Source organism: Clostridium sp. DMHC 10, assembly GCF_001270375.1.
Lineage (GTDB): Bacteria > Bacillota > Clostridia > Clostridiales > Clostridiaceae > Clostridium_S > Clostridium_S guangxiense.
The window spans coordinates 2315133-2330053 of record NZ_LGVB01000015.1 but is presented as its reverse complement, the minus strand read 5'-3'; the positions used below and the strand labels follow the sequence as shown (position 1 = coordinate 2330053).

The 14921-nt window shown below is 29.5% G+C and carries 14 protein-coding genes and 2 pseudogenes; 8 read left to right on the top strand and 8 right to left on the bottom strand.

Annotated features, from left to right (window positions below):
* Positions 1 to 6: 6 nt before the first annotated feature.
* Positions 7 to 498: a DUF4912 domain-containing protein gene (locus AGR56_RS13370; protein WP_053242653.1), complete on the bottom strand. Its 492-nt coding sequence runs from the start codon at positions 496 to 498 to the stop codon at positions 7 to 9.
* Positions 499 to 653: 155 nt separating this feature from the next.
* Between AGR56_RS13370 and AGR56_RS13365 the strand changes: the two genes are divergently transcribed.
* From AGR56_RS13365 to greA, 7 genes and pseudogenes are all read left to right on the top strand, one after another.
* Complete coding sequence (locus AGR56_RS13365) at positions 654 to 1337, top strand: L,D-transpeptidase family protein (RefSeq protein WP_084757026.1); 684 nt, start codon at positions 654 to 656, stop codon at positions 1335 to 1337.
* A gap of 163 nt (positions 1338 to 1500) precedes the next feature.
* Entirely contained in the window at positions 1501 to 2361 is an 861-nt protein-coding gene (locus AGR56_RS13360) for a patatin family protein (protein WP_053242652.1), read from the top strand.
* 103 nt (positions 2362 to 2464) lie between these two features.
* The gene (locus AGR56_RS13355; protein WP_053242651.1) at positions 2465 to 3388 is read left to right on the top strand and encodes an acyl-CoA dehydratase activase-related protein; all 924 of its coding nucleotides are present in this window, start codon (positions 2465 to 2467) and stop codon (positions 3386 to 3388) included.
* Positions 3360 to 4459: pseudogene (locus tag AGR56_RS13350) on the top strand (2-hydroxyglutaryl-CoA dehydratase). The gene AGR56_RS13355 and the pseudogene AGR56_RS13350 overlap by 29 nt, the downstream one beginning before the upstream one ends.
* Entirely contained in the window at positions 4440 to 5399 is a 960-nt protein-coding gene (locus AGR56_RS13345) for an acyl-CoA dehydratase activase (protein ID WP_053242650.1), read from the top strand. The pseudogene AGR56_RS13350 and the gene AGR56_RS13345 overlap by 20 nt, the downstream one beginning before the upstream one ends.
* A gap of 126 nt (positions 5400 to 5525) precedes the next feature.
* On the top strand, positions 5526 to 6308 hold the full coding sequence (locus AGR56_RS13340; protein ID WP_053242649.1) for a PilZ domain-containing protein: 783 nt from the start codon (positions 5526 to 5528) through the stop codon (positions 6306 to 6308).
* Positions 6309 to 6451: 143 nt separating this feature from the next.
* A complete protein-coding gene (gene greA, locus AGR56_RS13335) occupies positions 6452 to 6916 on the top strand; it encodes a transcription elongation factor GreA (RefSeq protein ID WP_053242648.1) in 465 nt (154 codons plus the stop codon).
* A gap of 41 nt (positions 6917 to 6957) precedes the next feature.
* On the opposite strand, the gene AGR56_RS13330 is transcribed toward greA, so the two are convergent.
* Complete coding sequence (locus AGR56_RS13330) at positions 6958 to 8859, bottom strand: LTA synthase family protein (protein WP_053243337.1); 1902 nt, start codon at positions 8857 to 8859, stop codon at positions 6958 to 6960.
* A 48-nt stretch (positions 8860 to 8907) separates the two neighbouring features.
* Positions 8908 to 9978, bottom strand: coding sequence for an AI-2E family transporter (locus tag AGR56_RS13325; protein WP_053242647.1), 1071 nt, complete (start codon positions 9976 to 9978; stop codon positions 8908 to 8910).
* A 179-nt stretch (positions 9979 to 10157) separates the two neighbouring features.
* Between AGR56_RS13325 and AGR56_RS13320 the strand changes: the two genes are divergently transcribed.
* Positions 10158 to 11435: a trypsin-like peptidase domain-containing protein gene (locus tag AGR56_RS13320; protein ID WP_053242646.1), complete on the top strand. Its 1278-nt coding sequence runs from the start codon at positions 10158 to 10160 to the stop codon at positions 11433 to 11435.
* Between the two features lie 14 nt (positions 11436 to 11449).
* On the opposite strand, the gene AGR56_RS22015 is transcribed toward AGR56_RS13320, so the two are convergent.
* The 5 genes and pseudogenes from AGR56_RS22015 to AGR56_RS20820 form a co-directional block, all read right to left on the bottom strand.
* Positions 11450 to 11887 (bottom strand): HAMP domain-containing sensor histidine kinase, encoded by a 438-nt coding sequence (locus AGR56_RS22015; protein ID WP_242851447.1) that lies wholly within the window; start codon positions 11885 to 11887, stop codon positions 11450 to 11452.
* Positions 11839 to 12618, bottom strand: coding sequence for a histidine kinase dimerization/phospho-acceptor domain-containing protein (locus AGR56_RS22010; protein ID WP_242851446.1), 780 nt, complete (start codon positions 12616 to 12618; stop codon positions 11839 to 11841). The genes AGR56_RS22015 and AGR56_RS22010 overlap by 49 nt, the downstream gene beginning before the upstream one ends.
* A gap of 83 nt (positions 12619 to 12701) precedes the next feature.
* Complete coding sequence (locus AGR56_RS22005; RefSeq protein WP_242851445.1) at positions 12702 to 12974, bottom strand: hypothetical protein; 273 nt, start codon at positions 12972 to 12974, stop codon at positions 12702 to 12704.
* Positions 12971 to 13642 carry a response regulator transcription factor gene (locus tag AGR56_RS13310; RefSeq protein ID WP_269144198.1) on the bottom strand — a complete coding sequence of 224 codons (672 nt, stop codon included), beginning with the start codon at positions 13640 to 13642 and terminating at the stop codon, positions 12971 to 12973. Before AGR56_RS13310 ends, AGR56_RS22005 begins: the two co-directional genes overlap by 4 nt.
* Positions 13643 to 13662: 20 nt before the next feature.
* Positions 13663 to 14843 (bottom strand): annotated as a pseudogene (locus AGR56_RS20820) (YibE/F family protein).
* Positions 14844 to 14921: the final 78 nt, after the last annotated feature.

The following is a 14921-nucleotide window of genomic DNA, read 5'->3' as shown; positions in this document are numbered from 1 at the left end:
TATGGTCTAATTTTTTTTTCCGTCAACAAATGGATATGGTTTTGGTTCTTTATGCATACAATTTTCATTTGATCCTTCACTGCATGTTGGTAAACTATTGTTTGGAGCAAGAGAATTTTCTGATACATCTACATAGTAAACCGCTGAATCACCTGATTGATTATCTCTAGGTGTTGTAACAGTATTTGATACCGCAACTGCCACAAAGGTATCATCTGCAAGCACCCTTCCAAGCTTTACAAATACATCCATATCGCCCTTATCTAAGTGTATAAACCAATTATCAGCAAAAGCATCAATATAAATTGTTTTGACTTCAGAAACAATGCCATTTATTACTTCATAAACTTTTATTACTGGCTTTGAGTTTTTCCATGAATTTTCCCCATATCTATCTTGAAATTCCTTAATTTCAACAGCGGAAACACTAAAATAACAAAATACATTGCGTGCATTTTGTACAAGCAAAACTATTGATGATTTATCTTCATCTACCATAACTCCGCACCCCCAATAATCAACTAGTTAATATAGTATATTATACCGTAAAATACTAACGCTGTCACGAATAAATTTACACATGTACTATAAAGCATACATTAAATACCATTTTAATAAATATACTTTAATATAGATTTTTATATGGGGTAACAATGCTTAAATTTAAAACAATAGTAACATCACTACTAATAGTACTATTAATAGAGTCAATTTGTATATTGGTCTTTTATAAATCAAAAGTAAACACTATTTCCAATTATGATCCAAAGAAAAAAATCACAATAATCGTAGATATAAGCACCAATACTCTTTCTGTATTTCAAAATGATAAAATAATAAAAAATTACGCAGTTGCATCAGGAAAAGCAACTACTCCTTCCCCAATAGGAACCTGGACTATTGTACATAAGGATACCTGGGGAGAAAGCTTTGGCGGAAGATGGATGGGCTTTAATGTACCCTGGGGGCAATATGGTATACACGGAACAAGTGCTCCAAGTTCAATAGGCTGGGCATCTTCACACGGATGCATAAGAATGAGAAACAAAGATGTAGTCGAGTTATATAAAATAACTCCAATAGGAACAAAAGTAATAGTTGCTGGTAGTCCTTACACTAATTTCAGTTCAAGTCAACGTACCTTAAAACCTGGTATGCGAGGTTCAGACGTATATGACTTACAGGTAATTTTAAAGGACAAAGGTTACTACAAAGGTAATGCTGATGGCATTTATGGTGACGGCATGAAATACTATGTACACAAATTTCAAAAAGATAATGAACTCTATGTAAGTGACACAATAAGTAGTAATTTTTTTCAAAAAACTAGGAATTAAACTTATGGATTGATATATATGTTTTAACTTTTTGTAAAATTTTAATGCATACACTGTTTTAAAAACAAAACATATTGCTATAATTATACTATTGGAATTTTTTTATACTTTAGATTATGTAGGCATTTGCAGAACAGATGTATTCTTTAAAGGAGATGATTATTTGAACAATGTAGGTCTTATACTAGAAGGCGGAGGAATGCGTGGAGTATACACATCAGGTGTTCTTGATTTCTTTATGGATAGAAATCTTTACTTTCCATACATAATAGGAGTATCTATGGGAGCTTGCAATGGTGCCTCTTATGTTTCAAAGCAGCGCGGGAGAACAAAATCTGTAACTATAGATTTTGTTTCTGATTCAAGATATTTAAGCTATAGAAACCTCTTTAAGTACAAGTCCATATTTGGAATGGACTTTATATTTAATGAAATTCCAACAAAATTAGTCCCCTTTGATTTTAAAACCTTTTCCAACTATGATGGTGAATTTGTAATTGGTGTTACTGATTGCATTACAGGTAAAGAAGTTTATTTTAACAAGAGTAATTATACTAATAATAATATTCTTGATATAATAAAAGCTTCTAGCAGTCTTCCCTTTGTAGCTAAATCTGTAAAAATAAATGATTCAATACTTATGGACGGCGGTCTCTCCGATCCAATACCAATAAAAAAATCTATAAGTGATGGAAACAAAAAGAATGTAATTATCTTAACTAGGCAGCGAGGATATATAAAAAAACCGTTTAAATTAAAATGGCTTGCATCAAAAAAATACCACAACTATAAAGGACTATATAATTCTCTTGTACAAAGACATAAGCTTTATAATGAAACCATTGAATATATAAACAAACTACATAACGATGGCAAGGTATTTATAATACAACCTCAAACCCCTCCTGTTGTTAAAAGAACTGAAAAAAACCCAAAAAAGCTTATTGAATTATATAATGAGGGATATAAAGATGCAGAAAGAAATTATAAAGATATAATAAGCTTTTTAAATAAAAATGGATAGGATCAATGCCTATCCATTTTTATTTGTAACAAATGAATAAAAGTCAAATGTTATGGATAAAATACCTAGATGTACTAAATTATACAGAGAGGAATGATATCCCATGAAAATTGGAATGCCTAAGGGTTTATTGTATTATAGATATTATCCCTTTTTCAAGACCTTCTTTAATGAATTAGGCGCAGAGATTATAACGTCTCCAGATACAAATAAAGAAATTTTAAATTTAGGGATTAAATATTCTATTGATGAAGCTTGTTTACCAATAAAAATTTTCCATGGCCATGTCGCATATTTAAAGGATAAGTGCGATATAATGCTTATTCCTAGAATAATGCAGTTAAGAAAATCAGAATTCATATGTCCTAAATTTTGTGGACTTCCTGAAATGATTGTAAGCGACATTCCCAATATGCCAAAGATCATCTCGTTTCCAATATATTCGTATAACAAAAAAAGTTTCATGTCATTTATAAAGAATTCAGGATCCATCTTCACAAAAAATATCTACAAAATAAAGGCCGCTTACTCGAAAGCTCTTCTTGTACAAAACAGTTTAAATTTAGGAATTAAAGATAAAAACTATGATATTAACATTGCATTAGTTGGTCATCCTTACAACTTATACGACTCTTTTTCAAATCTAAACTTAATAAAAAAATTACATAAATTAGGCATAGGTGTAATTACAGAAGAAACTATAGATGAAAATTTAATTAATAATGAAGCAGCAAGCTTATTTAAAAAACCTTTTTGGACATTTGCTAGAGAATCCTATGGCTTCTCAGTTTTTTCTGCCAAAAACAATCTTGTTCATGGCATTATATATATTTCGTCTTTTTCTTGTGGAATAGATTCTGTATTAATAGAGCTTATAAAAGATAGTTTAAAATCATTTCCAATGCTTATACTAAAAATAGACGAACAGACAGGAGAAGCTGGTTTTGATACTAGACTAGAAGCTTTCTCAGATATGCTTAAAAGGAGGTGTATGATATATGAAAATAACATTTCCTCAACTAGGTAATACCTGTTATGCAGCAAAAGCCGTTTTTGATGGTTTAGGCATAGATTATGTTCTTCCACCTCAAAGTAACAGAAGATGTTTAGAGCTAGGCTCATTATATTCTCCTGAGGAGATGTGCCTTCCATTTAAAATAATGCTTGGCGGCTATATAGAAAGTATAGAGAAAGGTGCAGATACTGTTATAATAACAGGAAGCTGCGGTCCATGTAGATTCGGTGAATATTGTGAACTTCAAATGAATTTATTAAAAAAACTAGGGTATGATGTTGATTTCATTGTTTTAGATAAACCAAGTTCTATTGGTAAAAATGAATTCTTAAAAAGAATAGAAAAAATATCTAATGAAAGCATTTTAAGCACAAAGAAAAAGTTAAAAATCCTATACACAGCTTATAGGATAATAAATTTAATAGATTATATTGAAAAAGAAGCTCATGAAAAAAGTTGGTTATGAAGCAAAATGTGGGCGAATGCAAAAAAATATTAAAAGATTGCAAAAAAAAGGCATTTTCCTATAATGATCCTCAAGAGCTTTTAGAATTTCTTAAAGTTTATAAGCACAAAATTGACAATGTAAAATTAAACAAAGAAAATCATCCTTTAAAAATTGCCATAATAGGCGAAATATATACTATAATAGAACCTTTCTCGAATTTGTATATTGAAGATAAACTTATGGATTATGGTGTATCAACTTCAAGACATTTAAGCCCAAGTTGGTGGTTTAAAGATGCCTTTTTATCTATATTCAAGTTAAATTCTCTTGATTTAAGACTTAATTCAAAAAAGTATTTACCTTATTATATAGGCGGTCATGCACGTGAATGCATCGGAGAAGCAGTTATGTCAAGTCATTCTAACTTTGATGGTGCTATACAAATTTTCCCTTTAGGATGTATGCCAGAAATTGTAGCAAAGTCTATACTTCCTAGAATTTCAAAAGATAAAGATTTTCCTATATTAAGCCTTATAGTTGATGAAATGACAGGTGAAGCAGGATATATTACAAGGATTGAAGCTTTTATAGATTTACTTGAAAGGAGAGAAAATAATGTATTACATGGGTGTTGATGTTGGATCTGTAAGTACAGATATAGTTCTTTTAAATAAAAATACAGAGGTAGTAGAAAGCATATATCTTAGAACAAAAGGAAGACCAATTGAGGCAATTCAAAACGGCCTTAAGATTTTAAAGGATAAATATACCGATAGACAAATACTAGGTGTTGGAACTACGGGAAGCGGTAGACAAATAGCCTCATATCTTATAGGTGGTGACATTGTTAAAAATGAAATTACAGCTCATGCTGTTGCAGCTTTAAATTTAGATAAGGATGTAAAAACAATACTTGAAATAGGCGGTCAAGATTCAAAAATAATAATTTTACGTAATGGAATCGTAAGTGATTTTGCTATGAATACAGTTTGCGCCGCTGGAACTGGTTCATTTTTAGACAGACAGGCTGAAAGATTAGAAATACCAATAGATAAATTTGGCGAACACGCTTTAAAATCAACGTCTCCCGTAAGAATAGCCGGTAGATGTGCCGTTTTTGCAGAATCGGATATGATTCATAAGCAGCAACTTGGATATAGCGAAAATGATATTATACGTGGATTATGTGAAGCTTTAGTAAGAAACTATCTGAATAATGTAGGAAAAGGTAAAGAAATACTACCAAAAATTCTTTTTCAAGGCGGCGTTGCCTCAAATATAGGAATAAAACTTGCTTTTGAAAAAGCTTTAGGATATGAAATAACAGTTCCACCTAATCATAAAGTAATGGGTGCTGTTGGTGCTGCTATACTAGCCAAAGACTATATAGAAAAGTACAAAACTCAAACGAATTTCAAAGGATTCAATTTAGCAAATATGGATTTTGTATCAAGCAGCTTTGAATGCAGCGGATGTGAAAATAAATGCGAAGTAGTGCAAATTAAAAATAACAATGAACTAGTAGGATGCTTTGGAGATAGATGCGGTAAATGGAACAAGAGCACCGCAGTTTAATTTTTGTTTATTTATCTATAAATATACTTTATAATAAATGTATATAATTTATTTACTATTATTAGGTATCTTAAACTTTTAGAATACCTAATAATAACTTTTATATTTATATTGAGGGTGAATGAGATGAAAAATTTTACAGAACAAAGAAACTTTAAAAGGGTTAGATTTAAATGCTTAGCAACTTTCTTTATGGTAAATGGTATAGATAAAATTAATGATGTTGAAATTTTAGATATAAGTGAAAGTGGAACAAGATTGAATCTACCAAAAAGATTACAAATCGGAGATAAAATAACCTTTAAATTTCCTATAGGAAATTTAAATCTAACATGTAATGCGACTATAATTTGGGGACAAGTAGGTATGGAAAAAGGCTTTATCTATGGTTGCAAATTTGATTTACTTGCAACCAATAAGCATCTTTTAAAACGTATAATAGAAGAATTTTATCGCAATAACTTTATATATATTTATAAGGATAAGGCAACTAAAATTATTGAAAATATGACTTGCACAATATCTATATCTGCATCTGATATAGATACTCTTTTTCAATATTCAAGCTGGCTGCTTGGCGAAGTTGATAAGTCTAATAGACTAGCTTTTATAATTCTAAAAAATTTAGTTAATAGATTTGAAGAATACGGAAATAACCATTTAAATTATTTTAATATAAGTATTTATGAATATGAAGAATTTAAGCATGTATTGGATTTCTCTATTTCTTCTCTTTATGGTGACAATTTAAATATAAAAGCACTAAAGTTAGAGAATATTGACATATCCCCACTAGAATCTGAAAAAGCATCTAATTTAAGACATAAGTTTGATGCCTTACCGGATGATATAAAATTAGATGTTGCTAAAGAAATTTCAAAATATTTATTTAATATAGAAAACAAATAGAAAACTTTTATATTGTTAACATTACTAAAATTGAATTGTATTCTCTTGAAATAAATTAATTTTAGTAATATTATTAATAGTGTATGTAATATACTATTTTCCATCAAACAAATACATAATTTTAAGATAGTAGGTGTTTATAATTGAATAAAGTTATTTTAACAGAATCAGGAAAAAAAAAGCTAGAAGAGGAGCTCGAATACTTAAAAACAATTAAAAGGGTCGAAATAAAAGAAGCTCTAAAAGTTGCAAGAGCCCAAGGTGATTTAAGCGAAAATGCTGATTATAGTGCTGCTAAAGATGATCAGTCTATGAATGAAACTAGAATTCAGGAAATAGAAGAACTCTTAAAAACTTCTACTGTTGTTGAAACTTCTGTAAGTGAAAATGTATTTGATTTAAATAAAACTGCAATGGTTAAATTTTATGATATAGATGAAGTAGAAAAAGTAACTCTTGTAAGTTCAGTAGAAGCAGATGCTAAAAATATGAAAATAAGCATTGACTCCCCTTTAGGAAAATCATTATACAAACTCGAAGTAAATAAAAAAGCAGTTGTTGAATCACCTGATGGCAGCTATGAGGTTGAGGTACTTGAAATATTATAATAATTATATTTAAATAAGGAAGTTATCTTATGATAACTTCCTTATTTTGTCGTCCATGCTTTTATTAGATTATGATTTAGCAGTTCATCAGAATACTCTAATTCTCTCGAACTACTGTCTTTCATATTTTTAAGTTCAGGGGTTTCACTAATTTTACTTCCAGTTTTTATATCATAATAAGTATTTGTCCATGACACATAGAATACTTTTCCATCTGTAAAAGATCCATTTCTAAAGGTAACCTTTCTGTTAGCAACATTAAATATATCCTTACCAAACATATAATTATTTTTCAAATTAAACATATTCGCTATAGTAGGATATAAATCCATTTGTCCGGCATAGGTATGATTTTGCCCTTTATTCGCATCCTTTGGAAAATGTATCAATAAAGGTACTTTTTGATATTGATACCATGCCAAATCGTCCGTGCTAGTTGAGCCTTCAAATTTATATAAATCATTTATATTTTGCTTAGGAATAGCAAAATGATCACCATATATTACAATAATAGAATTGTCGGCTATACCAGAGCTTTCAAGTTTATCTAAGAAATCTCCAAGCTGCTTATCGGTATAATGTATACCCTCTAAATAATCACCAAATAGAGTATCTTTATAACTTCCAACATCCAAAGTATCCATACCATTTTCATATCCTTTAACATCATTAAATGGATAATGACTACTTAAGGTAATAAGGAAAGAAAAATATGGCTGTTTAAATTTTTGCAGTTTATCAAAAGATTGATTTAAAAAAGATTTATCACTTAAACCTAACCCTACATTTTCATCATGATTATACTTAGATTGTCCAAAGAAATCATTGAAATCTTCAGTCTTATACATTACATTTCTATTCCAGAAACCTTCAGTGTATCCATGAAGTGCCGCTGTATAATAACCTTTTTCGCCTAATTCCTTAGGCAATGCGTTTAAAGTATTTCCACCATAAGTATAATATGCCGCTCCCGATTGAGCTGGATAAAGTGAATTAAGAGACATAAATTCAGCATCTGAAGTATTTCCACCAGCTACTTGATAAAAGTAATTGTCAAAATACATACTCTTATTCACCCATTTATTTAAGTTAGGTGTTATTTCTTTACCATTTATTTTTTGGTTAATTGTAAAACCTTGAAGTGCTTCTACCTGAATCATTATAAGGTTTTTTCCTTTTCCTATCCCAGTAAATTGACTATTTGTTTTACTTGTATTGTTTTCAAGATAACTTTTTACCTTCTTTTCTTCACTTTCAGGAAGCTTTTTAGAATTTTTTATTTTTGTACTTGTAAAATTAAATGCATCAACTATATGAAAATTCAAGTTTCCTATCATTTTAGTCAAATAAATTCTATTGCTCATGGCAGTTAAAAGTGTTGGCTGCTCTACTGAAACTCTTTTAAATGTCTTAGCATCCACTACTGTTCCTACAGCAAATATCATTATAAAAGTAATTATTCTAGCTATAATGGACTGTACTCTAACATTAACCTTTTTATAATATATTTTAAGCACAGGAATAAAAATCACAATATCAAGTATATATATAAAGTCATTAACCTTTATAAGTCCAATTACAGCATCCTTAACTCCCATTAATAACTTAGCATCTCTAATTACTGAAACAGTTATTATATCCTTATAATACCTAAAGTAAACTAAATCCGCTATTATAAAAGCACTAATTAAAGTATCTACAATAAGCAAATACCTTATTCTAGCTTTGTTTTTCAATAAAAAAGCAAAACTGCACAATAATAATAGAGATGCAATAATAGGTATAATAACACTTGGGTCAAAATATTCAGGTGATATACTTTTGCCATAGCTCACCAATTTTACACATAATATTACAAAAAATACAACCACATCAATATTGCTTTTTACAAATTCACTTATCTTTCTTGCAACCGTATTATTATATATTTTTTTAATTGGCATGGGTGTTTTCAAATTCATCATCTCTTTTTTCAAATATTTTAATTAAAATTATTTCTTTTTAAAAGCTAATGTCTTTTTTATGCCTGAAGAAACTCCTTCAGTAATATTTACATTAAATACATCAAGTATGAACATAAATAAAGGTATTCCCAAAAGCAATCCCCACGTACCCATAAAATGTTCTGAAACTAAAAGTATTACAAATGTAAAGAATATCGGAATATGAGTTTTAGATGACATAAGCTTAGGATTGAGGAAATAAGTTTCTACAGAATGGATAACAAATACCATTATTAAAACGTATAAAACCTCTATTGGACCATTTATCTTAAATGCAATAAGTGATAACGGCACTAATGAAATTATTACACCTGCTACTGGTACTAAACTCAATATAAATATCATAAGTCCCAATGTCATAAGGCTTGGAAATCCCATTGCAGCAAGAGCCACTACAGATAGAGCCGTATTTACAAAGGCTATAATTATTTGAGCTTTAATAACCTTACCAAAAGAATTTAAAAAATTATTTCCGTAATAAGTAAAATATTTATACATACTTGATAATTTGCTATCTTCAAATTTTTTGCCAAATCTTATAATTTCTCTTTTTTCAACTATAAAGAAAAGACTTAAAATCAATGCTAAAAATGCATTTACACCAACTTTACCAAAACTTGTTATAGAGTTAATGATAAACTTGGCACCAGGTTCTGTATATTTCTGAATATCAATTTTACTGACTATAGGTGAAATATACTTATCTATAAATGTATACTGTTCAAATGCATTAGAATTTTTATAAAAATTTTCAGCCTGTTTTTCAAGACTACTACCTTCATTTATGACAACTGGAATATACTTATAAAAAGCAATAACAATAGCAGTTATTATTATAATGTATAAAATTATAGTAACAATTCCCTCTCTAATTTTTACATATTTAGATAATCTAGAAACAATGAAAACTTCAGCGCTATTTATTAAATATGTGAACAGAAAAGTCAATAGAACTAGATTAAGCATTTTTCTAGCAAAATATAGTATTAAAATCAAAACGAAAAAAAACATAAGTTTCTTAAAAGCTTCTCTATGAATTACTTCTCTTATGAAATCCAATAGTATTCCTCCTTTACTGATAATAGTTTACTATTAATCCTTTATAATTTCAATGTAAAATTAAATCTACGGAGTAACTTTTTTGTTAAAACTACTTAAACAAAATTTGTCACAAGAATGTCACATAAAAATATTATTATTAAAACATAGTAAATAACAATTAATTGGAGGTAATACTTATGGATAACTTTAATGATGATTCTAATAATATGCCAGAAGAACTTAAGATAAATAATGATTTTATTCCACCACAAAAACCTAAAAGAAGAAATAAATTTACTTCATACATTATAGTAGGTCTTGCATGTTCTATAATAGGTGGTACTATATCAACTGCTGGAGCACTTTATTTACTCCCCAATTCAAGTGCTTTTAAAAATACTCCTTTATATAAAAGTTTGGCGCAAAACGCAGGTGCCTCCTATACAGATACTTCTTCATCGACTATTAAAGCCACCAATACTTCTACAGTTGCAAGTCAAAGTGGAACCTTAACTGGAGCACAAATAGTTAAAAAAGTTGCTCCTGCAGTAGTTGGAGTGTCAACAAAAACAAAGGTAAGTTCCTCAGATTATGGTGATGTATTTGGTTCCTACGGAAACGGCAGTAACAGTGGAACTAGTGAGCAAGATGGTATGGGTTCTGGAATTATCTTTAATAGCGAAGGATATATACTAACAAATTATCACGTTATCGATGGCGCTGATACAATAACCGTAATATTCAACAATAAAAAACAAGTATCCGCTAAAGTAGTTAATTACGATTCATCAATGGATTTAGCAGTAATAAAAATAACAGATAAAGATGTTAAAGTACCCGGAGTTGCAGAACTGGGAAGCTCAAGCAGTATGAATGTTGGAGATCCTGTATATGCTATAGGAAATCCTCTTGGGCAAGATCTATTAGGCTCAGTAACCACTGGTGTTATAAGTGCCTTAAACAGACAAATAAGTGTAGATGGGACGTCAAATAAGCAAACTTATATACAAACGGATGCTGCAATTAACCCTGGAAACAGTGGCGGTCCTCTTGTAAATGCTCAAGGACAAGTAATTGGTATAAATAGTGCTAAAATTGGAAGCAGTAGCAGCAGTGAAACTAGTGTAGAAGGAATAGGTTTCTCAATTCCTATAGATTTAGTTAAACCTAAGATTTCAAGCTTATCAAAACAAATATTAATGCTAGGTATTATAACTGAAAGTTATAGTGAAAGCCAATTAAAAGCTCATGGTCTTCCAGCAGGAATTTATGTTGCACAAGTTCAAGATTTTAGTTCAGCACAAAAAGCAGGGATACAGGCTGGTGACGTAATAACTAAATTTGATGGTAAAAAAGTAACAAGCGTAGATGATTTAAATTCAATTAAAGCTAAGCACAATGCAGGTGATATAGTAAAAGTAGAGATTTATAGGAATGATAGTACAAAAACTATATCCCTTACACTTTCAAATTAAAAAATATTGCGAAGTTACTTCGCAATATTTTTATATTGTTGCACCTTGTTCAAAGTAAAGTAAAATTCAACGCCATTTTCTGTATTAGCTGCCCCACACTTTCCTCCATGAAGCTCAATTATGTTTTTTACTATTGAAAGTCCAAGTCCCGTTCCTCCAGCTTTTCTATTCCTAGACTTATCTATTTTGTAAAACTTATCCCAAATTTTATCCAGTTCATCTTCACATATTTTTTCACCATCATTAATTATCTGTACTACAACTTCTTCTTCTTTTTCAATCATGTTTATAGTTATCTTGTTCTTCACATATTTTAAAGCATTATTTATATAGTTATTAAGTACTTGCTCAATCCTATATTTATCTGCTATCACATTCACATTTATAATATTTATATCTAATTCTATACCTCTCTCGTTAAAATAGTACAATATTTTTGATAGCACTTCCATACCAAGTCACCTATATCTATAACTACTTTACTAAGTTTAAAATTGCCACTTTCAAGCTGAGATAAATCAAGCATATCCGAAATTAAATTTCCCATATTTAGAGCTTCATCTATTATTACATTTAAATAATATTCTCTATCTTCCTCTGATGTAACAATGTTATCTTTAAGTCCTTCGGCATAACCTTCTATAAGTCCCACCGGAGTTTTAAGTTCATGGGAAACACCAGCTATGAATTCTTTTCGCATTTTTTCTAATGCTTTTTCTTTCTCAATATCTTTCTTTAACTTTTCATTTGCATTTTTAAGAGAATTTAAGGCATTATTTAAATTATTAGAAAGAAAATTCAAGCTTCTCCCTATACTCCCAATTTCATCTTCCCTATTTATGCTGCATTTTTCATCAAAATCAAGATTAGCCATTTTTGAGGCGGCTTTATTTATTTTTACAAGAGGTTTAGTTATCATATTGGAATATATAAATGCCATTATTAAAACCAAGATTATACCTCCAATAAAAACGTATATAAAAATTCCTTTCATAACATCGGATGCTTCAGTTATTGGTGTAAATGATGATATTGCAAAGATATATTCATTAGTTGTAGTATCCGGAACTACAGAAACTATATTCTTCATATTATATACTTTACTTTCAAATACATAAGTTTTACTTTTTCCTGTCCTTTTCATATCAATAAATGAACCCGGATCAGAAACCCACTTATACATTATTTCTTTTATTCTGTTAATATCAGTAGAATTACTTTCATCATTATCCCTACTGGTAAGATATTTAAGATTTCCATAGCTATTTAAAATTGCAATAGTGCAGTCATTTTTTTCTTCAAATTCTTTCTATAATAATCTGCAATATCATTGGAATTCATTTTATTCAGTTCATTATTATAATAATTTTTAAAATTAATAGCCGCTTTATTTAAATTATCTTTTCTTTTATTTTCATATATTTTTTGAAAGAATATGGACTCAAATAATAAAATAAATACTATAAATACTGTAAAAAAACTAAGTGTTATTAAAAACAATTTAGCAGTTATACTATTTTTTATATTTATTTTTTTCACTTTTTCACCTCAAATTTATATCCACTTCCCCTTATGGTATTTATAAGATAGGCTCTATCCTCAAGTTTTTCTCTAAGCCTCTTAACATGAGTATCTACCGTTCTTAAATCACCATAGTAATCTTTTCCCCATACATTATCAAGTATCTTATCACGGCTCAAAACTATACCAAGATTTCTAGAAAAATATATAAGTAATTCATACTCTTTAGGTGACAAATAAATTTGTTTTCCTTGTAACACAACTTCATGCGAGATTTCATTTATGGTAAGACCGTCAAAATTACTTTGATTATCTAATTCTTTTCCATTAACCCTCTTTAAAAGTGCTTTAACTTTTGCAACTAAGACTTTAGGACTAAATGGCTTTGTTACATAATCATCTGCCCCAAGTTCATATCCTAAAAGTTTATCCTCTTCTTCACTTTTTGCAGTTAGTATTATTACGGGGATGCTTGATTTTTCCCTTATACTCCTGCATACTCTCCATCCATCCACAAGGGGAATCATTATATCCAGTATGGCAAGTGAAACCTCCTCACTATTAAATATATCAATAGCCTCTATTCCATCAGCTGCCTGAAGAACCTCATATGACTCTCTTTCAAGGTAGGTTGAAATAAGCTTTCTCATTCTATCTTCATCCTCAACTACAAGTATTTTTTCCAAAACAAGCTTCCTCCTTTAAATTATTCGGCAGTTTTTTCCTCCTCTTGCTCATGATTTTTTTCTCTCTTAAATATAAAAGCAGAAAAAACTGCTGTAAGCGGTATTGTAAAAATAAGTCCTATGCTTCCAGCTAATGATTTAATAGCCTCTGATGCTATTACATCTTGATTTAAAATTCTATGGAATGGCAAATCATAAGATGATATCCATATCATAATATACATCGCCCCTCCAGCATAAGCAAGTATTATGGTATTAGCCATAGTACCCATTATATCTTTTCCTACATTCATTCCTGATTTAATCAACTCTACCATACTCATTTCTCTTTGCTGGTTTATTTCATTTATAGAAGATGCAATAGACATACTAATATCCATAACAGCCCCAAGCGCTCCCATAAGTATTCCTGCAAATAATAATCCGCTAAAGTTAAAATTTACATTTTGAGATATATAAATAATCATTTGCTCTTCTTCATCTGTAAGTCCAAAAAGCCTTAGCGATGAAATACTTATACCTGCAATAAGCCCAGCAATCGCAACTCCACACAGGTGCCTATTATAGCCGCAAAGGTTTTTTTGTTTTTCCCACTTATAATAAGTAAATTTAAAATACTAACACCAATACATATAAAAACCGCAACTCCTATAGGATTAAATCCTGCCATTATAAGAGGAAGCATTATCTTTAAAACAGCAAAGCCTGTTATTGCAAGTCCTATTATTGACTTTATTCCTTTTGCGCCACCAACAAGAGCTATAAGTAATACAAATATAATTACCAATGCATATATAAACTTATATCTAACAACATCATATATGTATGATCCATTTTTAATGTGTCCATTTTTATCTTCCGAAATATTAACGAGCACCTCGTCACCCTTTTTAGTAAGTGATTGATGGTTTGTTTTATCATTTACTAGATTATCTAATTTTATGGTTTCTCCTTTATGAGAACCATTTAGTATTTTTACAAGAACATAATTTCTTGCCAATGTTGTTGTCTTACTTTTAGAATTAGATTTGCTAACTTTATTAGAAACACTGGTATTATTTATCTCCTTTATTACTTTTCCATGTATCTCTAAGTCATCCTGAGAACCACCAAATAAAAAATGAAATACTATAAACAAAATAATTAAAATTGAAGCTCCTAACAAATATTTAATTTGCTTCTTCTTTATGCTAATTTTCATTTTATTTTCTCCTTATCCATAATATACAGCTTTATATAAAAAACTATATCACAGTATTATTTGTAAAAAAAGAATTTC

Excerpts from the sequence above, each read along its gene's own strand:
- AGR56_RS13370 (WP_053242653.1), bottom strand. The coding sequence starts at position 498 with ATGGTAGATGAAGATAAATCATCAATAGTTTTGCTTGTACAAAATGCA.
- AGR56_RS13365 (WP_084757026.1), top strand. The coding sequence starts at position 654 with ATGCTTAAATTTAAAACAATAGTAACATCACTACTAATAGTACTATTA.
- AGR56_RS13355 (WP_053242651.1), top strand. The coding sequence starts at position 2,465 with ATGAAAATTGGAATGCCTAAGGGTTTATTGTATTATAGATATTATCCC.
- AGR56_RS13345 (WP_053242650.1), top strand. The coding sequence starts at position 4,440 with ATGTATTACATGGGTGTTGATGTTGGATCTGTAAGTACAGATATAGTT.
- AGR56_RS13340 (WP_053242649.1), top strand. The coding sequence starts at position 5,526 with ATGAAAAATTTTACAGAACAAAGAAACTTTAAAAGGGTTAGATTTAAA.
- AGR56_RS13330 (WP_053243337.1), bottom strand. The coding sequence starts at position 8,859 with ATGCCAATTAAAAAAATATATAATAATACGGTTGCAAGAAAGATAAGT.
- AGR56_RS13320 (WP_053242646.1), top strand. The coding sequence starts at position 10,158 with ATGGATAACTTTAATGATGATTCTAATAATATGCCAGAAGAACTTAAG.
- AGR56_RS22015 (WP_242851447.1), bottom strand. The coding sequence starts at position 11,887 with ATGGAAGTGCTATCAAAAATATTGTACTATTTTAACGAGAGAGGTATA.
- AGR56_RS22010 (WP_242851446.1), bottom strand. The coding sequence starts at position 12,618 with ATGTATAAGTGGGTTTCTGATCCGGGTTCATTTATTGATATGAAAAGG.